The organism is Limosilactobacillus oris (assembly GCF_025311495.1).
GTDB classification, from domain to species: Bacteria; Bacillota; Bacilli; order Lactobacillales; family Lactobacillaceae; genus Limosilactobacillus; species Limosilactobacillus oris_A.
In genome coordinates this window covers 251,301-274,947 of sequence record NZ_CP104398.1, presented here as the reverse complement: position 1 = coordinate 274,947, position 23,647 = coordinate 251,301, and the positions used below count along the sequence as shown (strand labels likewise).

Here is a 23,647-nt window from a genome sequence, read left to right as displayed (position 1 = left end):
GTGGAAATGCTAGTTTGGTCACAATCCGGGCTGCAGTCGTTACATTTGGCCACCGGCTTTGCTCACCCGTAACGATAATTGTTGCATTGGGCAATACGCACAATTCCGCAACCGACATCGTAGCCAAATAATCTGCAACTACCGCGCCATCCGGGCCCGCACCTGATCAGCGGTAAAAATACCTGTCAAGGTCATCACGGAACCGTTCGATTGACTCCATTAGCCTGATTCGTTCCGTCGCGGTCCGGCCTTGCTTGCGAAAATACTTACGGTTAAAGAGCGCCCGCACCTCTGGAAAAGATTTGATTATGTCCATTTCCAAAGCGTGATAAAGGCGCAGGAGGAGTACAATAACCGCTTCTCTGCCAGGAGCGGGTTAATGTTCAACGAATTACACAGTTCCTGATCAGCGACAACTTCAATCGTACACAGAACCTGTCCGTTAAAGACGTAGTTAATTGTCTGTTCATACATCTTGATTTGCAGGCGTTTGACCTGGCCAGCGGGAACGTGGCGTCCCACGTGTTAAAGAACTCCGTCAACTGAGCCAGCAGTTCTCTATATTCCATTATGGAACCCCCGTTAATGTGACACCCGTGTCTCTTCTTTTATTATACCTTGTTGCTGCTTAATTAGACAAAAAAAGAGACTCAGGCTCGCACCCGCGTCTCTTCCGGTAGGCAATCACTCTACCACTATTAATGGTAGCAATAATTGCGTGTTTTCTCAATAGGTAAATCGTTTTTGGAGGGTCTTACTTGTGCTGATAGCCAACGCCACCCCCAGGGCCAGCGGCAGCAACGCGGTATAGTTCAAGTGGCAAACTTCGAATAGCATGAACATTGCCATCAAGGGCGCCTGCTGGGACGCCGCTAAAAAGCAGGCAGCACCGAGGACCGCCGTCTGAGCCAGGGTAATACCGGGAACCAGAGAGGTATAAACGACCCCGGCAAAGACCCCAATCACCGCTCCAGCAGCAATGGAAGGAGTTAGGATTCCACCATAGCCCCCGCACTTAATGGTCCCGAGGGTAATCGCGACCTTCGCAACCAGTCCAAAGAGCAGGAGCAGTAACGCCTGACGGCTGGTATTCGCGTTCATCGCCAGCTGGGCCAGTCCCCGGCCATTTCCCATCACCTGGGGATAGAAGCTGGCAACGCCCCCAGCTAGCACCGCTAACAAGGGGAGCTGGACCAGGACGTTTTTCGTGACTGCCCGGTGCTTGCTTGCCAGCTTGACGCCCGCCTTAAAGAACGTTCCGGCGGCCCCATTGAGGATTCCCAGGATTATTACCAGGGGAAGGAGCTGGAGACCGTAGTGCTGGCTCCCCACCAGGTAGTACGGTTCATAGCCCTTAACAATCGACCCAATCAAGGTCGCAATCACTGACATGGTCATACTGACCGCCACCACCCGGGCGTTAACCTTCTTGTAGAGCAGTTCGATGCAAAAGACCGCTCCAGTAATCGGGGCGATATAGACCCCGGCGAACCCCGCACCCGCCGCGGCAGCAATCAGCATCTTTTGGTCTTCGCGGTTTAAGTAAAGCCAGGGGTAGCGGTGAGTAGCTCGGGTCCACTTCTGCGCAATGGCCGCCCCGGCTTCCCGTGGCGCCAGTTCGCGTCCAATCGAATTTCCAGTTCCCACGAAGAAAATCTGGGTGCAGACGTGGACGAACGTTTTCCCTAACGGCATCGTCTTGCCGTCCAAAGCCTTCGCAATGCTAACCGGGTGGTACTTGCGCTGGAGGAAGTACCAAATAATGGCCGCGACGATTCCCCCCACTAAGACCGACAAGAATCGCCGCCCAGGTCCCGCGCTGATGTCAACCGGCACTAGGTTGCTTTCCCGAAAGTGGAGGAAAACGTGCTCGGTCAAATCCAGCAGCACGCTTAGGAGAAGCGAGCTGGTACCAACAATCGTTCCTAAGATGATCGTGGTCACAGCCAGCCCCCAACCACTGTTTTTCTCTTCCATCCCTCTAATTACCACCTTTCTATCAATCGCTTATCATTTTATCATGCTTCGGCAAAATCCCAAGCCTTTTCGCCGGGCTACGGGAGAAATCTGGTAGAATAAGGACGAAGGAGAATTACAATGATAAATAGCAAACGACTACTAATCGGCGGCAGTGTCTGCTGGCTAGGCTTCTTGATTTTCATGCTTGCCTACTTGCACGGCCGCGCTTGGCTCAAAAGCTACGACACTTTCGGCTATCAACTCACCCAGCCTGCCACCCCCGCCAAAACAGCGTTCCTACGAGGACTGACCACGTTAGGTGAACCAGCCGTCCTCGGTGGCGCTACGATTGCCCTAATGCTTTATTTATGGTGGCGCCGGCAGATTGGTGATAGCATGTGGTACGGGGCGGTCAATTTTATTGGCGGCTTGCTGCTCTTTGCAGTCAAGCATATGGTTCTCCGCCCCCGGCCGTCCCACCAGCTGGTCAGCATTGGCGGTTATAGTTTTCCCAGCGGCCACACCTTTGGGATGACTGTCTTTGTCCTGACGGTGGTGGCCCTGCTCTGGCCACACCTCCAGCACCGTTGGGAGCGCTGGCTATTAGCTTTACTAGCCGCCATAATCATTCTGGCAATCATGGATAGCCGGGTCTACTTACGGGTCCACTATGCTAGCGACGTCACCGCCGGTCTGCTCTTGGCAGCCGGCTGGTTCATGCTCGCCACAGCACTACGACCGCACTTACACAAGTGGCTAATTGAACCAATCACAACCTACCCGGATTAGGTTTGCTGAACAGCAGTGAAACGGGTAGAATGATGTTTAGGCTAATTATAATAATGGAATGGGGTGAAATTGATGGAAAATTTCTTTCTGATTGCACTAACCGCGATTTTCCTGATTGAAAGCGTTGCTGAGGTCCGCTTATTCATGCAGGTTCGAGACATCTTTTACCGGTCCGGCCGGGCCCAACCGACGAAGCGGGTAGCAAGGATTATCAAAATTGAGAACCAATGGAGTTGGATCTCATGGATTTTCCTGCTCCTCCTCTTCGTCCTGCCTGACGTGTACACGTTCCTCGTTATTTGTGTGATCACCCTGATTGAAACCTGGGTCGTCTACGAATTACAAAATGCCCGGAACTATGCCGATAGTATTAACAAAAACGAATGAGAAAAAGCGGAATTTGGTCCGCCTTCTCAATAACTTTAAAATGAAAAAAGGGGTTGGAATTAATTTTCCAACCCCTTTTTCTCTTCCCTAATGCAGTGCCTCTGCTTCACTTACCAAGTCGTGACCCTCAACCAGACTCGTATAGAAGTTCATGTAGGTCATGTGCTTATACGGTGTAATCCAGATAAAGCCGATTCCGCAGGTCAGCCAGCCGAGAATATCCCAGCCAATAAAACTCAGGCGAAGGATAAAGAGGTCCAACTTATGACCGTCCATTAAGCGCCGGCTCAGGGTCACATAGTCAACGTAGCCGATGTGACCGCTTGCGTCGGCCTCCTGCAAGTCCTTATACAGGTAGTAGGTCTGTGAATAGGAGAAGCTCTTGATAATTCCCGGAATAAACAACAGTAAGGTCCACAAAAAGAGCAGGACCCACTGGATAACAAATAAGACAAAGACCGGAATAATGTACTTCCCGGTAAAAGCCTGAAAGGCCTTCTTAAACGGGGCGGTTGGGGCCGACTCGGTACGTAGCCAATCAATCAGTGAAAAGTCCACCCCGACTAACAGGTAGGTCGTAATCAAGCCGCTAATAAACGATTGCTGAGTCGAGTAGTCATCGCCAAAGTCGAACGTAAAATCACTCAGCGCTATCTCCGGGTGGAAATAGACGAAGTAGAAGCCCAAACTAGCCACTGCTCCACTCACTATCAATCCCGTCAGCACTTGGAAAATCACCGGCACGATATTTAGTTTGATTGCCGTTCCCCAATTGCCAGCTAATAATGCCCGTGCGTTTGCTTTTAATTCCCGCCGTGTCTGCAACGTAACTCCCCCTTACAAACAACTACTTCTTACTTTCTTCGTCTTCCATATAGTTGACCATTTTTAAGAAATTGTCAACATCCAGGCTGGCCCGGCCAATTAGGACCCCATCAATGTCGGGCTTGGCCATGAGCTCCTTAATGTTATCAGGATTGACGCTTCCTCCGTACAGGATCCGGATTTTATCGGCAATCTCATAAGTATAGTTGTCTGCGATGGTCCGGCGAATCGTCCGACAGCCTTCTTCGGCCAGGGCCACGTTGGCGTGCTGACCGGCACCAACCGCCCAGCTTGGTTCATAGGAAATCACGACGTTGCGAATTTGGTCGAGAGAAACCCCGCGCAAAACGCTCATCAGCTGCTGAAATACATAGTGAATCTCGCCATTGACTTCCTTTTGCACCATCGTTTCATCGGTACAGATAATCGGTGTGATTCCCATTTGCAAAGCCGCGTTGACCTTGCGGTTGACCGTTTCATTATCCTCACCGAATAACCGGCGGCGTTCGATGTGGCCCAGCATAACATAATCCGTCCCAAGATCTCGCAGTCCCCGGAGACTCAGCTCACCGGTAAAGGGACCGTTGTACTCCGCCGCGGCATTCTGGGCGATAATCTTGAGGCCAGACTTACCGGCAGCTTGGGCCATGCTGTATAGGGCAAATGCCTGTGGCGCAATGCCGACTTCAACCTTTGCCGGATCAGGCAGCTGCCCCTTGATCTGGTTTACAAAGTCAACGGATTCCGCGACGTTTTTGTGCATCTTCCAGTTAGCAGCAATGAATGGTTTTCGCATGAGTCTTCCTCCATGTAAACGTTTTTAATAATTATTGCATATCTGGAGGAAAATTGCACACCTAGCTTTGCCAGTGGGTGCGCTTGAATTGGGCCCGACCGCCCTGCTCTTCGATTGCGTAGCGGAAGGGATTTTTCTTATAAAAATCCTGGTGGTAGTCCTCAGCAGGGTAAAAGGGCTGGGCATCTTCGATTCGGGTTACAATTTGAGCATCACCGAACTCGCCACTAGCTTGCAGAGCCGTCCGCGACTTTTCCGCCACCGCCCGCTGTTCCGGACTATTGACGTAGATTACTGGTCTGTAGCTATCACCGCGGTCTTGGAACTGACCCAGTGCGTCGGTGGGATCGGTCTGGTACCAATAAATAGTCACTAATTCATCGTAGGAAACCACATCTGGGTCAAAAGTGATTTTAACCGCCTCCGTATGACCGGTATTGCCGGCACAAACCTGCTCATAGGTTGGGTTAGCGAGGTGCCCACCCGTATACCCGGACACTACCGACTTGATACCGGGAAACGTATCGAAGGGTTCAACCATGCACCAGAAGCACCCACCCGCAAAAATCGCTGTATCTAAACTCATGTTAATCGTCCTCTCCGATTGTTTTGGTGACCTCATTATACAATCTCAGCAGACGAAAACAGAGAAAACTGCTTGGAAGTAGGAAAGAGAGTGAGACAAGCACTGATTTATCAGCGTTTGAACTGCCAGCAGCTACTGTGTTATTACATTTTTATCTTTAAAATAGCAAAGAGACTGAGTTTATTCCCAGTCTCCCAAGGTATTTACTCAATTTATTCTCCGCTGCTTACTTCACCAGTCGGTAGTCCTCATTGCTGTCGTCATAATCGAATTCAAAGCGACCACGATCGGTTTCAACGTAGACCCGCTCATAGGTTGGCTGATAGCCATGCTTGTTCAGTTTAACGGCAACCTGACCATCATTGGCAACCTCGACGTAGTACTCGTTGTACTCACCCTCCTGGTACTTGAAGTCCAAGCCGTTATCCTGGTAGTGCTTGTATGCACCACAGTCCCCGAACAGGCGGAAGGTCATGACCTTTTCTGGCTCGTCGCTGATGTGCTTAACCTTGTTGCCCCATGGCAGGATTGTGTCCTTCTTAATGAAGAGCGGTAGTTTTTCCAATGGTGCGTTGACCATAATCGTCTGTTGACCAGAGTATTCGGCATTATTCCAGAAGTCCAGCCACTTGCCCGCTGGCAGGTAAACTAGCCGCTTATCAGCCCCCTGGTTGACGATTGGGGCAACCAAAATGCTCGTGCCAACCATGTACTCATCGTTAATCTGCCGCACTGCTGGGTCCTGGTCATAGTTCAAAACTAACGGCCGCATTACTGGCAGGCCAGATTCGGTTTCGTGCCGCAACTGGTCGTAGAGGAACGGGACGAAGCGGTAGCGCAGGTTCAGGTAGTCGCGGTAAGTGTCAAGCGTTTGCCGGTCAAAGGACCATGGTTCCTGGTAGCGGGTCCCCATCTCGGCGTGGTTCCGGAAGAGCGGCACGAAGAGGGATGCTTCCAGCCACCGGGTCAGTAACTCAGGCGTCGTGTCCTTTTGGAAGCCCCCGATGTCCGTCCCGGCAATCGCAAAGCCGCTCATCCCCTGGCTGTTCAATTGGGGAATCGCTAGTTGCAGGTGGGACCAAATCGACTGGTTGTCCCCGGTCCAAATGGTCGAATACTTCTGCGTCCCGGCGTAGGCTGCCCGGGTGATGATGTACGGCCGCTTGCCAGTGGCCGCCTTCATCCCTTCGTAGGCCGCCTGTGCTTGGAGGTGGCCAAAGACGTTGTGCATCCGGGTATGGGTGGTCTTCTGTTCACCATCATGGAAAATCAGGTCCGTCGGCAACTCACCATCAAAGGACGCTGGTTCGTCCATGTCATTCCAAACCCCACAGGCGCCCACGTCAGCGAAGAACTTGACGTGCTTAGCCCACCAGTTGCGAACCTCAGGCCGCCCAAAGTCAGGGAAGACCGCATCACCGGGCCAAACCCGCCCGACAAAGACGGTCCCGTCAGGATTTTCGACGAAGTAGCCCTTCTCAATCCCCTCCTTGTAAATATCATAGCCGTCCTTATCCTGCTTAACACCGGCATCGAGGATCGGCATTAACCGAATTCCCCGCTTCCTCATCTCGGCAACAAACTGCTTGGGATTCTTAAACTTAGTCGTGTCCCAGGTAAAGTCGCGGTAGCCCCGCATGTAGTCAATATCGAGGTGGATGACGTCAATCGGCAGGTGGTACTTTTCAAAGCCGTCCGCAATTTTGGCGACCCGGTCATCACTGGTGCTGTAGCCCCAGCGAGATTGCTGATAACCCAGGACCCACTTCTGCGGCAGCGGCGTCACCCCCGTCAAGTAGGTGTAGTTGGCAACAACGTCCTTTAGGGAGTGACCGCCCAAGACGTAGTAGTCCACGTTTCCGTCAGTGGCGGAGTAGTAATAGTAGTTTTCGCTCTCCTTACCGAGGTCGAAGTGGCTCTTGTAGGTATTGTCAAAGAAGAGGCCATAGGGATGACCATTCTTCAGACCGTACATAATGGGGATGGACTTGTAGATGCCCTTAACCGACTCGTTATGAACCTGGCCGAAGTCGACGTTCCAGTTATCATAGTCATAGCCCCGCTTGTTTAAGAAGGCTGGCTTGTCACCCAGTCCATAAAACTGCTCGTCCGGGCTCATTGACTTAATAACTTCGTAGTAGTGGTCGTTCGTCTTGTCCAGCAGGTTAATATCGTGCCCCTCAGCAAGGACCGTCGATTGGTGTTCTTCATCGAGGTCGTTGGGCAGTGGTTGCCGCTGTCCCCGGTAGTCCATCACCAGTGGATTGCCGTCGCCGTCATAAAAGTCAACCTTGCAGTTGTCATAAGCCTTGACAATCAAACTGGGCGTGCGGAGTTCAATATGATCGCCCTTGTCATCCACGGTATAGCTAGTCTTATGGTGCTTGTCCCCTTCAATCGCATACGAATTAGTTGCACGTCCCCGGTTCATGAAGACCCGGATAATTTCGTTCGTGTAAACGTCTAATAACAGCTGGCGGCCATCGGCGTACTCCAACGTTACCTTTGGTGCCGCGTTTTGATAGCCTGTTAAGCGATTTGTCATACTTTGTCTCTTCTTTCTACGATGATTATTCCATGCAATATTCTTTACACCACTAATGTACCACTTTCTGCAAACGTTTACAAATCTTATTTAGCCTAATTGTAAGCGTTTGCTTAAATGAGAAAGGACGATTATAATAAAAGAAAACGATTGGGGATGAAAGTCACGAAACCAACAATTAAAAACATTGCGCGGGCAGCCGGCGTTTCAACCGCCACCGTCTCCCGCGCCCTCGCTTACAAGAATAATTTAAAACCAGCGACCGCTAAGCGGATTCGGCAAATCGCCCAAGAAATGGGTTACCACAAGAACGTTGCTGCTTCCCAACTAGCCTCCAACATTACCAATACGATCGCCGTCATTATCAATTACACGCAGACGGACTTTTGGATCGGGATTCTCAACGGAATTCTCCACCGCGCCCGGGAGCTTAACCACCAGGTCATCACTTTTTATGCGGGTGACAATGATTCCCGCCGGCTCACCCAGACCGTTAACGAGGCGCTCGAACACCAGGCAAACGGGATTTTAATGATTTCCGGCAAGATGGAGCAGGAACAATTTGAGATTCTCAGTACCGCCCACATGCCCTACCGCTTAATCTCGATTTACAATCCTGAGCATCCCGAGCACCGTTATGTTTCCTCTAACAACGTCAAAATTGGCGAGCAGGCAACGAACTACCTGATTAAACGGGGACACCGGCGAATCGGTCTCGTTGGCATTGACCGCTACCTGACCGGCCAGCAGCGACTCTTTGGCTACCAACGTGCGATGACGGCGGCAGGGTTGCCAATCAATCCTCATTGGATCCACTATGGCGATTACAGCTATCAGGACGGAAAAAAGCTCTTTAGTGCCATTCAGGATAGCAGTGTGACTGCGGTCGTCGCCGGCAGCGACATGATTGGTGCCGGCTTGATAAAAGCCGCGACCCAGGCCGGCTGGCGGCTCCCGGAACAACTTTCGATCATTTCAATTGATGGGTCCGATACTTGTGAACTGACGACGCCAGAACTGACGACCGTTAGCCAGGATTTCTACCAGATGGGCCTCACAAGCGTTGACAACCTGCTCCAGGATCAACCCGCGACCTTTATTCCAACCACCCTAATCGAACGAGACAGTGTTCAAACCTTACCCACGGAAAAGTAAGGCGCGTGAATGATTGATTCCTTCTTACCAAAAAATAACCGTTCCAAATCAACTTTTCAGCTGGTTTGGAACGGTTTTCTGCTTGTTTCATTGAAAAAATTCGGTAGTCCAACCGATTAGGTCAACTACCGAATCTAATTATTCAGTTATTACTGTTCTTCTTGCTGTTCGGCCTTTTGAACGGTAACCCCTTCGTGAATCCGTGGAACCACCAAGGCACCGACTAACAGTGACAGACCGGCAATCAGCATCATCATCGTTTGGTTGTGACCAACCAGCGGGAAGATGAAGAAGCTGCACAGCGATGCCAAAATTTGTGGGACACAGATCCCGACGTTAAAGAGCCCCAGGTAGGCCCCTTCGTTCTTCCCATTCAGAGAAGAAGTCAATAGGGTAAATGGAATCGTGTTGATACTGAAGTTGGCAATCCCAAAGAGAATCATCGCGATAACCGACAAGGTCTTAGAAGTGATGAAGGCCATGCTGCCCAGGCCGAGGGCACCGAGCAACATCCCTACTACGTACCACTTCTTCCGGGCATTGGCCTTGGCGTGGGCGTACAGCAACCCCCAGACAATTCCGGCGATGCTGTAAACGGCGGTCAAAATCCCGTACCAGTTCCCGGCAGCTTGGTAGCCGGCGGAACTAACATCGGTCGTGCCCCAGATGTTCTTGGCAACGGTCCCAGTAGTGTAGGTCCAAACGTACATAATTGCAAACCAGGAGAATAATTGAACGAGGTTGATTTCCCAGAAGGACCGTGGTGCCTGCTTGACCAGCTTCCAGAGGCTGACCTTTTGGTGCACTTCTTCGACATTGATCCGGTGGTAACGAGCGTAGGTCTTGGGATCGTATTCCTTAACGTTGAAGACCGTCCAGAGACCGGTAATCAGCAGAACCGCAGCGGCACAGAGGTAGGCCCAGATAACAGTTTGCGGGACCACTCCCCGCTTCGCCGTGTTAGACATCCCAAATGCGGTGAAGACGAATGGCAAAATCGTAGCAAGAATCGCACCACCATTAGAGAAGACCTGTTGCCAGGACCAGGCGGCGTTCTTCTGCTTGTTGTTAACCATGTCCCCGACTAGCATCCGGAGGGGCTGCATACAAACGTTAGAGAACAGGTCCATGAAGCAGATGGCAATTGCGGCGTATGTCATTGCGGCCAGCGAGCCGTAACCGAAGCCGAAGGAACCAGAGAATGGCAGCATGATCAGGACTAATGCCGCGATTGGCGTCCCAAAGAGCAGGTATGGCAGCCGCCGACCAAAGCGGTTCCACGTCCGGTCAGACATTTGCCCTAAAATTGGTTGGACGATCATCCCCATTAGCGGTGGGAAGATGAAGAAGAAGCCAAGACTGTTAGGGTTCGCCCCAATCGTCTGACAAATCCGGCTCATCTGTGAGCTTTGCAACGAGAACGCCATGTTAATGCCAAAGAAGGCGAAGGTGATGGAAAAGATTTGACTCTTCGTCAGGGCTGGCATCCCCGAGTCAAGGTCGACCCGGTTATCTTCGTTTGTCTTTCTATCCATGATAATTACCTCTTCCCTTAATACTGGTAAACCTTAGCTTCGTACGGCCGAAGGACATCCCCCGCATCGTCAGCGTAGTTGCTGATCAGCAGCTGGGCGTTGCTTGGAACGTCATAGTGACGGGTCAGACCCTGGTCAGTGTAGTTTAAGATGACCAACAATGTGGTGTCAGCGTTTTGCCGCAGGTAAGCGTAAACCTCCTGGTCATCCTCATTGCCGTCTGCCAAGCGGTAGCTCCCGTTAGTGATGACCGGTAGTTCATGTCGTAGCTGAATGAGCTTCTGGTAGTAGTAGAAAATTGAGTTTGGATCCGCCAGCGCCTGGTCAACGTTGATGTACTTGTACGCCGGGTTGACCTTTTCCCACGGGGTGCCAGTCGTAAAGCCAGCGTTAGCAGAGGCATCCCACTGCATTGGCGTCCGGGCGTTGTCCCGACTGTGCTTGGCAATGTACTTCATCATCGTCTTACCGTCCAGGAGGTGCTGGTCGTCGACGAGCTGGTGGTAGGCGTTAAGTGATTCAAGGTCGACGTAATCGTCGAGCTTTGGGAAGGCCGCGTTGGTCATCCCAATTTCTTCCCCCTCGTAAATGTACGGGGTTCCCTGCTGGAAGTGGAGCATCGTCGCTAACATTTTGGCGGACTTAACCCGGTATTCTTCGGTGCTATCGTCACCAAAGCGGGAAACTACCCGTGGCTGGTCATGGTTGTTCCAGTAAAGGGAGTTCCAAGCCTTGCCAGCAAGTTTTTCCTGCCACTTAGTGAAGTTAGCCCGCAGGTCACTCAGCTTAGTCTTCTGGTCGTACCACTTGCCCAGCGCCGGATTCGGATTGCCATCCAGGCCCATGTGTTCAAACTGGAAGACCATGTTTAGTTCCTTGTTGTCCAGGTCCGCGTACTTCTCAGCGTCTTCTGGTGTAGCTCCCGGCGTTTCACCCACGGTAATCATCTTGTGCTTGCTCATGACATTCTTGTTCATTTCCTGCAAGAACTCGTGAATCCGGTGACCATTGGCGACGAGCGGTTCAACGTTGGCGTACTTCTCATCCGCCGCCTTTTTACCGTCTGGCAGGCCCTCCGGCTTAGAAATTAAGTTGATGACGTCCATCCGGAAACCATCGACCCCCTTGGCAGCCCACCAGTTCATCATGTCATAGACACTGTGACGGACGTCCGAGTTCTCCCAGTTCAAATCTGGCTGCTGGGTAGCGAATAAGTGGAGGTAGTACTGGTCGGAATCCTGGTCATACTGCCAGGCCGAACCAGAGAAGTACGAACCCCAGTTATTTGGTTCGTGACCATCCTTACCATCCCGCCAAATGTAGTAGTCACGGTACTTGTTGTCCTTCCCCTTCTTCGCTTCCTGGAACCAGTGGTGCTGGTCCGAAGTGTGGTTGACTACCAGGTCCATGACCAATTTCATTCCCCGCTGGTGGATGCCATCAATCAACTCCTGAAAATCAGCCATGTCACCGAGGGTTGGATTAATCGCCTGATAATCGCTAATGTCGTAGCCATTATCTACCTGGGGCGACTTGTAAATCGGGTTGAGCCAAATGACGTCGACACCCAGTTTCTGTAAGTAATCCAGCCGGTTGATAATCCCGCGCAGGTCACCAACCCCATCACCGTTACTATCCTGAAAACTCTTCGGGTAGATTTGATAAACAACTGAATTATTCCACCAATGTTTGTTCTCCATGAAATAACACCTTTCAATCTAATGATTTCACTGCAATCGTTTACATTGACTATCTTAGCACGTTTTCATTTATATGCAAGCGGTTACATAACAATAATATGAAAACGGGTACATTTTGATTGCTAAAAGACATTATTGGTGAAATGTGTTTATAATAGAGATAATTCCTTAAACTTAAAGAAGGTTCTGGTATGTTAATTAATTTGATTAGTATTCTCTTAATGGCCGTCTTTATCTACGCCCTCGTGGTTAATTTTCGGCGGGGCAATTATGCCTACTCCTTCGTCATGTACGTCGGGGCCGTTATTTTCTATGCCAACTTTTACCACCGCCTAGCACACGGTTGGGCTTTCTGGGTCATGCTCCTAATGATCCTGCTTTCGGCTTCCCTGGCGATTCTGTTTGTCTGCCGGGCAATCGAGTGCCAGGATAACCGCCACCATTATTGGGGTGCCGTCGCCCTCAGCGCCCTGACCCTGGTGCTGGCATTGTTATTTAGCCTGGTTCTCTAAACTACTAATAATTAAGAGCATTCGAAAAGCGCCTAAGACCGGCTAACAAGTCGATTTTAGGCGCTTAGCTATAATTTAGAAGCAGTTGTCAGCAGTGCTAACGCTTATTACTGCCGTGTCTCATAAATCAAGTGCTTATTCATGAACTCCTCTATTCCGTAGCTGCTGAGTTCACGACCATAGCCGGAATTCTTCACTCCGCCAAACGGAAGCTCCGGTAGTGATGCCCAGCCGGCGTTGATCCAGCTCATCCCAGTTTCAATCTGAGCGGCTACTCGTTCAGCATGTTCATAGTTTTGGCTAAAGACCGTGTTTCCTAAACCATAACTGGAATTATTAGCCAGCTCAATTGCCTCTTCTTCGGACTTGACTTTGTACACTGGTGCCACCGGTCCAAACATTTCGGTATCAAAGAGCGGGTTATCTGGCGTAATGTCCGTTAAAATTGTTGGCATAAAGAACTGCCCCGCAAGCGCCACCGGCTGATTCCCATAGTAAACCTTGGCACCGTTGGCAACGGCTAAGTCAACTTGTCCTTGAAGTTTTTCCTTGGCTTTCTTTGAAGATAGTGGTGCCAAAGTTGTTGATGGATCGAGCGGGTCCCCCATCTTAACCTTAGAAAAGGCGTCCTTCATTATCTCTAAGAAGTGGTCGTAATCTTTTTCTAATACGATAAACCGCTTGGATGATGTACATACCTGCCCCGCATTATAGAGGCGCGCAGCCGGCGCAACCTTTTCGACAAGGTCCCAATCGGCGTCATCCAGAATGATAAAGGCATCGTTACCGCCCAACTCCATCGTATTCTTCTTTAAGTTAGCACCGGCTTCCTTAGCAACCGTTGCTCCACCCCGTTCAGAACCAGTTAAACAAACTCCGGCAACCCGCTTGTCCGCGATTGCCCTATTTACTTGGTCGTACGACAAGAAAAGGTTTGTTAAACTACCAGCAGGCGCACCGGCTTCCTTAACAGCGTCCGCAAAGGCCTGCGCCGATGCCGGACAATTTGATGCGTCTTTTAGAATCATTGGATTGCCAACGATAAAGTTTGGAATAAACACCCGAGCGATTTGGTAAAACGGGAAGTTCCATGGTTCGACCGCGACAAGCGTACCCAGGGACTGCTTGATTACCTTTGCCCGTCCGCTGGTCGTCGCAATTATCTCTGGTGCTAAAAACTGATCGGCATTTGCTACATAGTAATCACAGAAGGACGCACAGAGGTCCACTTCCCCTTCTGCCTCGCCGATTAGCTTTCCCATGTCTCTCGTCATAATTGCTGCGTACTCTTCCCGCCGTTCGCGTAGGATCCGTCCGAGATTCAGAATAATCTGCTTGCGTTCTTCCAGCTTGTTATCCCTTCGCCATTCTAAGTACAGGCGGTGGGCGGCCGTCAACGTTTGCTCCAGCTCTTCATCGGTCGTATTTTCAAATGTTTGTTCAACTTCATTGGTATATGGATTAATTGTTTGATATGCCATAACGCTTCCTCCTTTTTACTAAGCGCTTACATTTTATAACTAACCCCTAGACCAATTCAACTAATTCACCTTCATTTTCTTAAACGCTATTTGCTAATTAAGTTCATCACATGGCAATAATTAGGCTATGACGGTCATTTCGTCCCGCTCACAATTTACAGCTAGACCAATTTGTGAAGCTATTTTTTATCTTTGAAAATCGTGTTAAAAACAAACCGGTTCTAAGCCCCCTTAATTCCAGGGATCTTAGAACCGGTTATTTCTTTACGTTCTCGGCAAATTTAGCAGTCGTGAGCCGTCCCCTGCTGGGTTGCTCCAGGGGTACCGCTGTAATCGATCACTTCCAGGTTATCGGTTAAGATCCCCTTTCGACTGACCAGGGGCAGCGTGAAGAGGTGACGATTAAAACGAACCTCCATCTCCCCCTCAAACTGGGGAAGGGATTCGCCCTTAATTAAAATGGGGCCAATGTTGGAATCAATCTGCCGGTCATAGTCAGGCACGGCCAAGTCCTTGTCAACGAAGAGCATCTGGTAGCTGCTGTCCAAGGAGCAGTTGCCAACCGCGGAAAAAGGACCGACCCCGTCATCGTAGTCCAGCAAAATCTTCTTTGCCGGGCTCAGGTACCGCTTAATTCGTTGTAAGGCGTCGTCAGTAAAGGTTACGTTCATTCTTGTCACCCTTTCTCTTAGTTTACACTTACTATTTTACAGACAGACGGAATAAAGTAAAGTTTATTGCTCAGCCCCGTTTGATCTAGGAAAACGATACACTAATTTTAATTTTATGCTTGACACCGCTTCCAGGAGTGAGTATATTATTTGGTGTAACGATAAACCAAAACGCTTTCATAAAGACTGAGGAGGAGATTGCATTGAACTACTTAATTGGTGTGGACGTTGGAACTACGAGCACGAAAGCCGTCCTCTATGACGAACACGCTCATGTGATCGACCAGTTTACCCAGGGCTACCCACTCTACCGGGACAGCAACGGGATGGCCGAGCAGGATCCGGAAAAAATGGTGGCCGCCGTTGAACAGGTCATCCACGATGCTGGCCAACAGATTGATTTCGCCAAGGAAAAATTGTTAGCGGTTTCGTTCTCTAGCGCCAACCAGAGTTTGATTTTACTGGATGAACACTTCCAACCCCAGTCCCGGGTAATCACCTGGGCGGATACCCGGGCCCGGAACGCCGCCGACCAATTAAAGCGGTCGCCGCTGGGCAAACAGCTCTACGCTAAAACCGGGACGCCAATTCACCCGATGTCCCCCCTGACCAAACTCCTGTGGCTCAAAGACACGGCACCAGAAAGGTTGGCTGCTGCCAGCTACTTTGGCGACATCAAGTCCTACCTCTTCTACCGCTTCTTTAACAGCTTCAAGGTTGACATCTCAATCGCCTCCTGTACGGGGATGATGAACATCAACAGTGGCGACTGGGACCCGACCGCCCTGGAGCTGACGGGGGTCAATAAGGACCAGCTACCGGAAATCGTCAACGGAACCACCCAGGCAAGCGGCCTGACAAACGAGTCCGTTGCTAAGATGGGCATTCCGGCGGAGACCCCGTTCGTTTACGGCGCCTTTGATGGGGCACTTTCCAACCTTGGTGTTGGAGCCATCCAGCAGGACACGGTCGCCATCACCATCGGAACTTCTGCGGGGGTCCGGGTTATCACCGACCACCCAGTAATCGACCCCCAAGAGCGGCTCTTCTGCTACGCCGTCGATAATGGCCTCTGGGTGGTCGGCGGACCCCTCAACAACGGTGGGGACGTCTACCAGTGGGCAGTTGAACACCTGGTGACCCCAAGTGCCGTCCAAAACGAGCAAACCGACCCGTTTACCCTCGCCAACCGGGTGATTGAGGGTGAACCAGCAGGGGCCAACGGGCTGATCTTCCTTCCCTTCCTCGGTGGCGAGCGGGCCCCACTCTGGGATGCCAACGCCCGGGGTTCCTTCTTTGGTCTTAATAACCTTCACACCCGGGCCGATATGCTCCGGGCCGTCATGGAAGGAATCTGCATGAACATTGCGACGGTCTACCAGGCGGTCTGCGACCTGGTCGGCCAGCCAAAGAGCGTAACTGCAACCGGCGGCTTTGCCCGGGCTGAAGTTTGGCGGCAGATGCTCGCCGACGTCCTTAACTGCCCGGTCAACATCCCGGAATCATTTGAGTCGGGCTGCCTCGGCGCCATTACAATGGCGATGAAGAGCCTAGGGATGGTCGACAGCCTGAGCGCGGTCCAGGACTTTATCGGTGCGGAGAAGTCTTACCAGCCGGTCCCGGAAACCGTCGCTGTTTACCAAAAGTACCTGCCGCTCTTCCAGCAGGTCGAGGGACTATTATCACCGGCCTACTCTACGATTGCAAAATTGCAGCGAAAATAGCTAAAAGGAGAACGTTACTATGCCATTATTAATTGTTTTAATCGGCGTCATCCTGCTGATCTTCATGATTGTCAAGCTGAAGCTCAACACCTTCGTCGCCTTAGTTATCACTTCATTCATCGTTGCCCTGATGCTGGGCCTGCCACTGACTAAAATTCCGACAACAATCGAAACCGGGATCGGCGGCCAATTAGGGCACCTGGCAATTATCTTCGGTTTTGGTTCCATGCTGGGCCAGCTGGTTTCCGATGCCGGTGGTGGTTACCGGATTGCCACGACCCTGATTGACAAGTTTGGGCGGCGCTGGATCCAAGTTGCCGTCATCCTGGCCTCCTTCATCATCGGTCTGGCCCTCTTCTTTGAAGTCGGCTTGGTCGTAGTGCTGCCAATTATCTTTATTATCGCCTGGGAACTGGATATGCCACTGATGTACCTGGGGATTCCGATGGCTGCCACTTTGAACGTCACCCACGCCTTCCTGCCACCGCACCCGGCACCAACTGCCATTTCTGATATTCTTGGCGCCAGCCTGGGGCACGTCCTCCTGCTCGGGATCATCGCCGCAATTCCAACCATCATCATTGCCGGGCCAGTCTTCAACTGGTTCCTCCACAAAGTCTACCCACAGGTTTACCGTAAGAACATCGATATTTCCGTTTTAGGTGACTACAAGGAATTCAAGCTCGACGAGACACCTAAGTTTGGCATTTCAGTTTTGACCGCCATGATGCCGGTAATCCTGATTGCCATCGCTACCATCTGCTCATTCATCTTCCCTAAGAGCAACCCGGTCAACGAATTCATCCAATTCGTCGGGGCTCCTGACCTGGCAATGCTGCTTTCATTAATTTTTGCCATCTTTACCATGGGTCTGCACCGGAATAAGACGATGAACCAGATTACCGACTCGATGGTTTTGTCCATCAAGCAAATTTCCGTTATGCTGCTGATTATCGGTGGTGGGGGTGCCTTCAAGCAGGTCCTGGTCGACGGGGGGATTTCCAAGTACATCTCCAGCCTGTTCGCCCAGACCAACATCTCACCAATCCTCGCCGCATGGCTGATTACCGCCCTGCTCCGGGTTTCTCTTGGTTCCTCGACCGTTGCCGCGATGACCGCGTCCGGCCTGGTTGCCCCAATGGCACACCAGTTTGGCTCCAACTCCGCGATGGCTGCCCTGATGGTACTGAGTGTTGGTGCTGGTTCCGTCTTCTGTGACCACGTCAACGACGCCGGTTTCTGGATGATTAAGGAATACTTCGGCCTTTCCCTCAAGGAAACCCTGCTTTCCTGGTCAACTCTGACCTCCGTCCTGGCGATTGCCGGACTGGGTTCGGTCTACGCCATCTCACTGTTTGTCTAGTTTAACTTAGTAACAAGGCACAAAAAGAGTTCGCAAATAGTCAATTCATACTGGCTACTTACGAACTCTTTTTACTTGCTAGCACTTTAATCATGCCGATTACAGATAAAATTTCCATAATGATTTTAAAGGATGTGGTTATTATCATCGTGGTGATTAAAAATCTGGTTCAAAGTAAAGATATCCCACATTGTTCTCTCTTCGTTGCTTAAATGATTATCGTTAGGATCACCATAAAGATCACCACCACAAACCCAATCAATAATCCACATAAAGCCAGCAATTACCAATATAATGATGCCGAAACCAATAACAAGTTCCCAAAGATGGAGAATTGTAATTATTATTAAAACAATGATAAGCGCAATCATCTGCCGCCGGCGTAAAATTCTTTTTTTATCTTCAGGAGACATTAAGCTCACCCTTTTCTTTATAACCTATTAAACATACGAGGATTATAGTGATAGTATCATCAACATAACTTTTAAACTTGACGAAGAAGTAATACGATTCAGCTTTTATTTCTAGTTCACTACGATTTTCCCTTCTCAGCTCCTTTAATGTTTCTAAATCAATATCTACTTCCGCCCTACTGAATTTAGCTCATGGGGCGTTTTTTTCTTAATAAGAAAGCATCTAACCCTATACCATTACTGCATTTATCCTAATCCCTAACGATTGGGAGCAACGAAAATTGGGGGATTTCTTTAAAAAATATCAAAATAAGATATTTCTAGATGATACTACAAAATATATTCAAATATCAGTAAGAAATACAGGAAAAGTTGAATATCGTACGACTAATTATGGAAAAGATATAGGTAGGAAGCGTCAATATTTAGTAGACACTAAAAATTATCCCGATACTTTAACATTTACTAGACAGACTATTTATGAAGGTGGTATAGGCTACATCCCCAGTTCACTTAATGGTGCAATTGTTACTGAGAACATGCCGTTGTTGGCTAAAAATAGTAAGATAGACAAAAATTTTTCAAAAATATTATTTAAGACACACTTGTATTATCACAATGTTATCGAAAAGAACAAACCTATTGGTTCGGCACAAAAAGCTTTACATGAAAAGGTATGGCTCGAAAGCGTTGTAACAGTACCTACTTTACTTGAACAACAGAAGATAGGGGAATTTTTCAAACAACTTGATTCGCTCATCACTCTTCATCAGCGTAAGCTTGACCACTTAGAGGAACAAAAGAAGGGGTTTTTACAAAAAATGTTCCCGAAAAAGGGCCAAACAGTTCCAGAAATTCGTTTTCCGGGATTCACCGACGCTTGGGAACAGCGGAGACTGGGGGAAGTGGGTAAAACACAATCAGGTATTGGTTTTCCTAATAAAGAGCAAGGAGGACATCAGGGAATTCCTTTTTTCAAAGTTTCAGACATGAATAATGAAGGAAACGAATTTGAAATGAAAATTTCAAATAATTACGTGACTGAAATTCAAATTGCTAATAGAAAATGGAAACCTATTTCAGAAGTTCCAGCAGTAATTTTTGCAAAGGTTGGAGCCGCGCTAATGCTTAACAGGAAAAGATTAGTCAAAGTCCCATTCTTAATTGATAACAATACAATGGCATATATATTTAGTAATGAATGGGATCCTTATTTTGGAAAAACTTTATTTGATACATTGAATCTACCACGATATGCACAGATTGGGGCTTTACCATCATTTAATGGATCCGATATTGAAAACATCAAAGTTATGCTTCCTAGTTTGAGAGAGCAGCAAGCGCTTAGTCATTTTTTCCAGAATATCAACTCCCTCATCACTCTTCATCAGCGTAAGCTAAATCACCTTAAACTACTAAAAAAATCACTACTACAACAAATGTTTATTTAGGAGGAAATAATAATGTTATATGAAGAACCATTAAAAGTATTTAAAGAATTTTCCGATAGTCAAAGTATTGATGAGTACTTCAAGCAGTATTTACTCACATTAAACGCATCGCAAGAATTAACAATTCCTTATGATGCTATTAAGGATTATGCTTGCTCCCAACTTAATTGGTGGGATACGGTTACGCGCTTAGCTTTTGACGATAATTCCCAAAAACGAAAAAATTATGATAAAGAAAAGCAAGGTAAAATGCAGGGAATTCTTGAAGCCATTCTACAGAATTTTGAAAATGAATTAGACTAGTCGGTGAGATTTATGCAACAAGAACTACAGATGGAATCCAAACTCATCCAACAACTAACCCGTGATGAATCTCAATGGACATTGCGCGAGGACTTAAAAAATGAGGATGACCTTTGGAATAACTTCTTTACAATTCTTCAGAATAACAACCGTCAGGTGCTAAATGACGTGCCTTTAACAGACAACGAAAAGGCAAGCATCAAAGCCAAAATTAATCACTCTACCTTTTTCAAAGCCGCCCAAGACTTTACTGGTGCTAATGGACAGTATCGGGTCGAACTCCAACGCGACGACACTACTGTTGGAACAGTTAGTTTGCTCGTAATTGACCACACCAACATTGCTGGTGGTACATCTGTCTATGAAGTCGTTCATCAAATACAGTTAGGACGACGACAAGAGTTGGATAATGATCGTCGTGGGGACGTTACGTTATTAATCAATGGTCTCCCGGTTATTCACATTGAATTAAAAACTCCGAAGCGCTCATTCTTGCAAGCCTTTAATCAGATTCAGAAATACATTACCGAGCAAAAATTTAACGGAATATACTCTAATATCCAAATGTTCGTAGTAACGAATGGGACGGATACCAAGTATGTTGCGGCCGACCAACATCTCCGTGAAAAATTTTTAAGTGGTTGGGTCGATAAGGATAATAACCCCGTTCGCAACTACCTTGATTTTGCCAAGGATGTTTTGTCTATCCCGGCTGCTCACCATATGGTAGCGGATTATACGGTCCTAGATAGCAAGCAGAAGCACATTATCCTACTTCGTCCATACCAGGTTCACGCCATTGAGGCCATTTTTGAGGCTTCAAAGAAACAAGAGTCTGGATTTATTTGGCACACAACCGGCTCAGGTAAAACCTTAACTTCCTACCGGGTGGCTCACAACCTTTTAAGTATTCCCTCCCTTGAAAAAGTAATCTTCCTTATTGATCGTAAAGACTTAGATAATCAGACTACCCAAGCTTTTCAGGCCTACGCGAATAATGATTCAATTGATGTGGATGAAACTGAAAGCACCATTAACCTCGCTAAGAAGTTAACTAGCAGCGACAGAACAGTTTTAGTTACCACTCGTCAGAAATTACAGCACCTTTTCAAGTGGCAAGCCGATGATCGCAATGAAGCACTGTTTACTCGACTAAAAAACCTTAAGCTGGCATTCATTGTCGACGAATGCCACCGTACTATTTCACCTACTAGTAAGATGGCAATCGACAAGTTCTTCAATATCCAACCACTTTGGTACGGATTTACTGGAACCCCTATTTTCCCGCAAAACAGTCGTGAAGAGAACGGTAAAGCTGCCCGGACAACCGAACAATTATACGGCCCTTGCTTGCATCACTACACGATTAAAGACGCCATTCGGGATAAGGCGGTCCTGGGTTTCCACGTTAAGAACATGCAAAATATCTACCAAAAGGATAACGTCACAGACAGCCAGCTAAAGAAGCAGTATATTTCTACTCAGCATATGGATGCCGTGGCAGAAAGTATTCTTAAGATGTCATATCGAACTTTGGGAATCCAAAATATTAATAACCGTGGCTACACTTATTCGGCCATTCTTACTACCAGCCCAAGAGAGATGCGTCCAATTGACCAGGCTAAACGGTACTATGAACTATTTCAAGATATTAAACATGGAAGCTCATCTATTGAAGTACCAACGAGAATCAAAGAAGTGCTCCCAGATTTTCCGAAGGTCGCGATTACCTTTTCAGTTACAGAAAATGATGATGGCTCAGTGACTGATCAAGAATTCATGAAAAGTGCAATCAACGACTACAATCATGAATATGGGACTAGTTTTAGCTTAGATGAGGTCGGTGCATATAATAAAAATATTAACGACCGACTTGCACGGAAAAACAGTGCTTATAAACCGCAAAGTGAACGCCTGGACTTAGTAATTGTTGTGGACCGGTTATTAACCGGATTTGATTCGCAATACTTATCGACACTATTTGTGGACCGGCCACCGATGAACCCTCAAAATATTATTCAAGCCTTTTCGCGAACTAACCGGATTTTTGATCAAGACAAGAAATACGGTAATATCGTTACTTTCCAATTCCCGCAAGAATTCAGTGCCAAAATTGATGAAGCGCTCCAGCTTTATTCTCAGGGAGGAATAGGCGATGTCCTAGCACCGACATGGGAAGACTCAAAAGAAAAGTTCGATCAATCCTTCCATGAGATCAGTAACTATCTTGACCTAGCCGCCGGACAATCACTCTTAGATGCGCCTGAAGAGGACCAGAAGGACTTTATTAAGCAATATCAGGACTTTGATAAGGCTTTCGCCGCTGTGCAGACCTATGACGAATTCGATGATGTAGATCCTGAAAAAGATTATGGATTAACAAAGGAAAAGCTTGATTCCATGCAGGGTATGTATGAAACCTTGGTTGATCATTTCAAAAAGGAAAAAGATGATGATGAAGATGGTGATGTTCTAGACGTCGACTACGAACTTGAATCAGTGATTGATAAATCGGTGAACTATCAATATATCTTGGGTCTAATTCAATCCTATGTTCCTGATGAAGGAGAATTACTACCAAAGGCCAATAAGCAAGAAGCTGCAGAAATTGAAAGTTATATTGCAGATCTCGCGCAAACCAACAAGCCACTAGCACTAGTTGTAAATAACCTATGGCAAAAAATTAAGGAACATCCTGAAAACTATGCTGGTCAGCAGGTCGACCAGCTTCTTAACAGCATGATTGAACAGGTCTATCAGCAGAAGTTAAGGGAGTTTGCAGATAGGTACCACGTCAATCTCGATGATTTGCGGTTTGTAATAAAGAACTATGACATCTATGCCCACAAGCAAGCTGGTGTAAACCAGATGCTTAACCGTGACGCTTTTAAGAAATTCAAAGAATTAAACGCAAACACGGAACTTAAACGAATGATGGATTGGAAGAAAAAAGTTAGGTCAGAGCTTGATGAATTTTATACCAATCAAGTTGGACCATTATTACTCAATTAATAAACACCGGATTTTCAGAGGAGGCTATCCATATGGATGGAGATCTATTTAAAATACTAGAAGAAAAAAGTAAACAAGTCGCAATTCTAGAAAAGAAAATAAGCCAACAATCTCAGAAAGCTATTTCAGCCAGAAATAAGCTGGATAGTCTTCAAATTATTGATACATTGGATAAATTTATGAAAAAGAATGAGGAAGTATACAGCGCTGTTGGTGGTAAAGAGGTAGCACAAAAATATATAAAAAGTGAAGAGAATATTATCATTGGTTACCACAATGCTTATATGCTTACAATCGAAGAGCAGTATAAATTAAATAACGAATTGAACCAATTGGTTACCATTTACGGGGATATTATTCATTTATATTATGAAATTGTCTCTGGCATGTTATGACGCTTTAGCTGGGAACAAGTAATTAAATCCCTATGGTAAACATTT

General features: G+C 47.9%; 21 protein-coding genes. 10 read left to right on the top strand and 11 right to left on the bottom strand.

What is annotated here, in order from left to right; translation table 11 throughout:
- Nucleotides 1-306: 306 nt before the first annotated feature.
- Both N4599_RS01385 and N4599_RS01380 read right to left on the bottom strand, forming a co-directional pair.
- Nucleotides 307-522: a hypothetical protein gene (locus N4599_RS01385; protein ID WP_260901458.1), complete on the bottom strand. Its 216-nt coding sequence runs from the start codon at nucleotides 520-522 to the stop codon at nucleotides 307-309.
- A 204-nt stretch (nucleotides 523-726) separates the two neighbouring features.
- On the bottom strand, nucleotides 727-1,977 hold the full coding sequence (locus N4599_RS01380; RefSeq protein WP_260901457.1) for a chloride channel protein: 1,251 nt from the start codon (nucleotides 1,975-1,977) through the stop codon (nucleotides 727-729).
- 120 nt (nucleotides 1,978-2,097) lie between these two features.
- Here N4599_RS01380 and N4599_RS01375 point away from each other — a divergent pair, with 120 nt between their 5' ends.
- Both N4599_RS01375 and N4599_RS01370 read left to right on the top strand, forming a co-directional pair.
- Nucleotides 2,098-2,748, top strand: a complete 651-nt coding sequence (locus N4599_RS01375) for a phosphatase PAP2 family protein (RefSeq protein ID WP_260901455.1) — start codon at nucleotides 2,098-2,100, stop codon at nucleotides 2,746-2,748.
- Nucleotides 2,749-2,820: 72 nt separating this feature from the next.
- The gene (locus N4599_RS01370) at nucleotides 2,821-3,135 is read left to right on the top strand and encodes a hypothetical protein (RefSeq protein WP_003711931.1); all 315 of its coding nucleotides are present in this window, start codon (nucleotides 2,821-2,823) and stop codon (nucleotides 3,133-3,135) included.
- 87 nt (nucleotides 3,136-3,222) lie between these two features.
- On the opposite strand, the gene N4599_RS01365 is transcribed toward N4599_RS01370, so the two are convergent.
- The 4 genes from N4599_RS01365 to N4599_RS01350 all read right to left on the bottom strand — a co-directional run bounded on the left by N4599_RS01365 (nucleotide 3,223) and on the right by N4599_RS01350 (nucleotide 7,887).
- On the bottom strand, nucleotides 3,223-3,960 hold the full coding sequence (locus N4599_RS01365; protein WP_260901453.1) for a DUF975 family protein: 738 nt from the start codon (nucleotides 3,958-3,960) through the stop codon (nucleotides 3,223-3,225).
- A 22-nt stretch (nucleotides 3,961-3,982) separates the two neighbouring features.
- Nucleotides 3,983-4,756: a triose-phosphate isomerase gene (tpiA, locus tag N4599_RS01360; protein ID WP_003711843.1), complete on the bottom strand. Its 774-nt coding sequence runs from the start codon at nucleotides 4,754-4,756 to the stop codon at nucleotides 3,983-3,985.
- A 61-nt stretch (nucleotides 4,757-4,817) separates the two neighbouring features.
- Nucleotides 4,818-5,342, bottom strand: a complete 525-nt coding sequence (gene msrA / locus N4599_RS01355) for a peptide-methionine (S)-S-oxide reductase MsrA (protein WP_260901451.1) — start codon at nucleotides 5,340-5,342, stop codon at nucleotides 4,818-4,820.
- Between the two features lie 226 nt (nucleotides 5,343-5,568).
- Nucleotides 5,569-7,887, bottom strand: coding sequence for a glycoside hydrolase family 31 protein (locus N4599_RS01350; RefSeq protein WP_260901449.1), 2,319 nt, complete (start codon nucleotides 7,885-7,887; stop codon nucleotides 5,569-5,571).
- A 156-nt stretch (nucleotides 7,888-8,043) separates the two neighbouring features.
- On the opposite strand from N4599_RS01350, the gene N4599_RS01345 reads away from it, so the two are divergent.
- On the top strand, nucleotides 8,044-9,042 hold the full coding sequence (locus tag N4599_RS01345; protein ID WP_062812447.1) for a LacI family DNA-binding transcriptional regulator: 999 nt from the start codon (nucleotides 8,044-8,046) through the stop codon (nucleotides 9,040-9,042).
- 149 nt (nucleotides 9,043-9,191) lie between these two features.
- Here N4599_RS01345 and N4599_RS01340 read toward each other — a convergent pair whose 3' ends face one another.
- Nucleotides 9,192-10,577 (bottom strand): SLC45 family MFS transporter, encoded by a 1,386-nt coding sequence (locus tag N4599_RS01340; RefSeq protein WP_003711907.1) that lies wholly within the window; start codon nucleotides 10,575-10,577, stop codon nucleotides 9,192-9,194.
- A gap of 17 nt (nucleotides 10,578-10,594) precedes the next feature.
- Complete coding sequence (locus tag N4599_RS01335) at nucleotides 10,595-12,277, bottom strand: glycoside hydrolase family 13 protein (RefSeq protein ID WP_194176145.1); 1,683 nt, start codon at nucleotides 12,275-12,277, stop codon at nucleotides 10,595-10,597.
- Between the two features lie 191 nt (nucleotides 12,278-12,468).
- Here N4599_RS01335 and N4599_RS01330 point away from each other — a divergent pair, with 191 nt between their 5' ends.
- Entirely contained in the window at nucleotides 12,469-12,789 is a 321-nt protein-coding gene (locus tag N4599_RS01330; RefSeq protein ID WP_191363702.1) for a hypothetical protein, read from the top strand.
- 107 nt (nucleotides 12,790-12,896) lie between these two features.
- On the opposite strand, the gene N4599_RS01325 is transcribed toward N4599_RS01330, so the two are convergent.
- Both N4599_RS01325 and N4599_RS01320 read right to left on the bottom strand, forming a co-directional pair.
- Nucleotides 12,897-14,270 carry an NAD-dependent succinate-semialdehyde dehydrogenase gene (locus N4599_RS01325; protein ID WP_260901443.1) on the bottom strand — a complete coding sequence of 458 codons (1,374 nt, stop codon included), beginning with the start codon at nucleotides 14,268-14,270 and terminating at the stop codon, nucleotides 12,897-12,899.
- Nucleotides 14,271-14,551: 281 nt separating this feature from the next.
- On the bottom strand, nucleotides 14,552-14,941 hold the full coding sequence (locus N4599_RS01320; RefSeq protein ID WP_260901441.1) for an iron-sulfur cluster biosynthesis family protein: 390 nt from the start codon (nucleotides 14,939-14,941) through the stop codon (nucleotides 14,552-14,554).
- A gap of 203 nt (nucleotides 14,942-15,144) precedes the next feature.
- Between N4599_RS01320 and N4599_RS01315 the strand changes: the two genes are divergently transcribed.
- Both N4599_RS01315 and N4599_RS01310 read left to right on the top strand, forming a co-directional pair.
- Nucleotides 15,145-16,665, top strand: coding sequence for a gluconokinase (locus N4599_RS01315; protein WP_260901439.1), 1,521 nt, complete (start codon nucleotides 15,145-15,147; stop codon nucleotides 16,663-16,665).
- A gap of 19 nt (nucleotides 16,666-16,684) precedes the next feature.
- Complete coding sequence (locus N4599_RS01310; RefSeq protein ID WP_260901437.1) at nucleotides 16,685-18,028, top strand: gluconate:H+ symporter; 1,344 nt, start codon at nucleotides 16,685-16,687, stop codon at nucleotides 18,026-18,028.
- Between the two features lie 125 nt (nucleotides 18,029-18,153).
- On the opposite strand, the gene N4599_RS01305 is transcribed toward N4599_RS01310, so the two are convergent.
- The gene (locus N4599_RS01305) at nucleotides 18,154-18,441 is read right to left on the bottom strand and encodes a hypothetical protein (protein WP_260901435.1); all 288 of its coding nucleotides are present in this window, start codon (nucleotides 18,439-18,441) and stop codon (nucleotides 18,154-18,156) included.
- 281 nt (nucleotides 18,442-18,722) lie between these two features.
- On the opposite strand from N4599_RS01305, the gene N4599_RS01300 reads away from it, so the two are divergent.
- The 4 genes from N4599_RS01300 to N4599_RS01285 are packed head-to-tail and all read left to right on the top strand — an operon-like array spanning nucleotide 18,723 to nucleotide 23,602.
- Complete coding sequence (locus N4599_RS01300; RefSeq protein ID WP_260901433.1) at nucleotides 18,723-19,892, top strand: restriction endonuclease subunit S; 1,170 nt, start codon at nucleotides 18,723-18,725, stop codon at nucleotides 19,890-19,892.
- A 12-nt stretch (nucleotides 19,893-19,904) separates the two neighbouring features.
- Complete coding sequence (locus tag N4599_RS01295) at nucleotides 19,905-20,195, top strand: hypothetical protein (protein WP_260901431.1); 291 nt, start codon at nucleotides 19,905-19,907, stop codon at nucleotides 20,193-20,195.
- A gap of 12 nt (nucleotides 20,196-20,207) precedes the next feature.
- The gene (locus N4599_RS01290; protein ID WP_260901429.1) at nucleotides 20,208-23,207 is read left to right on the top strand and encodes a type I restriction endonuclease subunit R, EcoR124 family; all 3,000 of its coding nucleotides are present in this window, start codon (nucleotides 20,208-20,210) and stop codon (nucleotides 23,205-23,207) included.
- A gap of 32 nt (nucleotides 23,208-23,239) precedes the next feature.
- Nucleotides 23,240-23,602, top strand: coding sequence for a hypothetical protein (locus N4599_RS01285; RefSeq protein ID WP_260901426.1), 363 nt, complete (start codon nucleotides 23,240-23,242; stop codon nucleotides 23,600-23,602).
- The last annotated feature ends 45 nt before the right edge of the window (nucleotides 23,603-23,647 follow it).

What these genes read in the sequence shown, in the direction of transcription:
- tpiA (WP_003711843.1), bottom strand. Translation starts at nt 4,756, where the DNA reads ATGCGAAAACCATTCATTGCTGCTAACTGGAAGATGCACAAAAACGTC.
- N4599_RS01340 (WP_003711907.1), bottom strand. Translation starts at nt 10,577, where the DNA reads ATGGATAGAAAGACAAACGAAGATAACCGGGTCGACCTTGACTCGGGG.
- N4599_RS01295 (WP_260901431.1), top strand. Translation starts at nt 19,905, where the DNA reads ATGTTATATGAAGAACCATTAAAAGTATTTAAAGAATTTTCCGATAGT.
- N4599_RS01285 (WP_260901426.1), top strand. Translation starts at nt 23,240, where the DNA reads ATGGATGGAGATCTATTTAAAATACTAGAAGAAAAAAGTAAACAAGTC.
- N4599_RS01290 (WP_260901429.1), top strand. Translation starts at nt 20,208, where the DNA reads ATGCAACAAGAACTACAGATGGAATCCAAACTCATCCAACAACTAACC.
- N4599_RS01325 (WP_260901443.1), bottom strand. Translation starts at nt 14,270, where the DNA reads ATGGCATATCAAACAATTAATCCATATACCAATGAAGTTGAACAAACA.
- N4599_RS01335 (WP_194176145.1), bottom strand. Translation starts at nt 12,277, where the DNA reads ATGGAGAACAAACATTGGTGGAATAATTCAGTTGTTTATCAAATCTAC.
- N4599_RS01380 (WP_260901457.1), bottom strand. Translation starts at nt 1,977, where the DNA reads ATGGAAGAGAAAAACAGTGGTTGGGGGCTGGCTGTGACCACGATCATC.
- msrA (WP_260901451.1), bottom strand. Translation starts at nt 5,342, where the DNA reads ATGAGTTTAGATACAGCGATTTTTGCGGGTGGGTGCTTCTGGTGCATG.
- N4599_RS01305 (WP_260901435.1), bottom strand. Translation starts at nt 18,441, where the DNA reads ATGTCTCCTGAAGATAAAAAAAGAATTTTACGCCGGCGGCAGATGATT.
- N4599_RS01345 (WP_062812447.1), top strand. Translation starts at nt 8,044, where the DNA reads ATGAAAGTCACGAAACCAACAATTAAAAACATTGCGCGGGCAGCCGGC.
- N4599_RS01370 (WP_003711931.1), top strand. Translation starts at nt 2,821, where the DNA reads ATGGAAAATTTCTTTCTGATTGCACTAACCGCGATTTTCCTGATTGAA.
- N4599_RS01320 (WP_260901441.1), bottom strand. Translation starts at nt 14,941, where the DNA reads ATGAACGTAACCTTTACTGACGACGCCTTACAACGAATTAAGCGGTAC.
- N4599_RS01330 (WP_191363702.1), top strand. Translation starts at nt 12,469, where the DNA reads ATGTTAATTAATTTGATTAGTATTCTCTTAATGGCCGTCTTTATCTAC.
- N4599_RS01310 (WP_260901437.1), top strand. Translation starts at nt 16,685, where the DNA reads ATGCCATTATTAATTGTTTTAATCGGCGTCATCCTGCTGATCTTCATG.
- N4599_RS01350 (WP_260901449.1), bottom strand. Translation starts at nt 7,887, where the DNA reads ATGACAAATCGCTTAACAGGCTATCAAAACGCGGCACCAAAGGTAACG.
- N4599_RS01375 (WP_260901455.1), top strand. Translation starts at nt 2,098, where the DNA reads ATGATAAATAGCAAACGACTACTAATCGGCGGCAGTGTCTGCTGGCTA.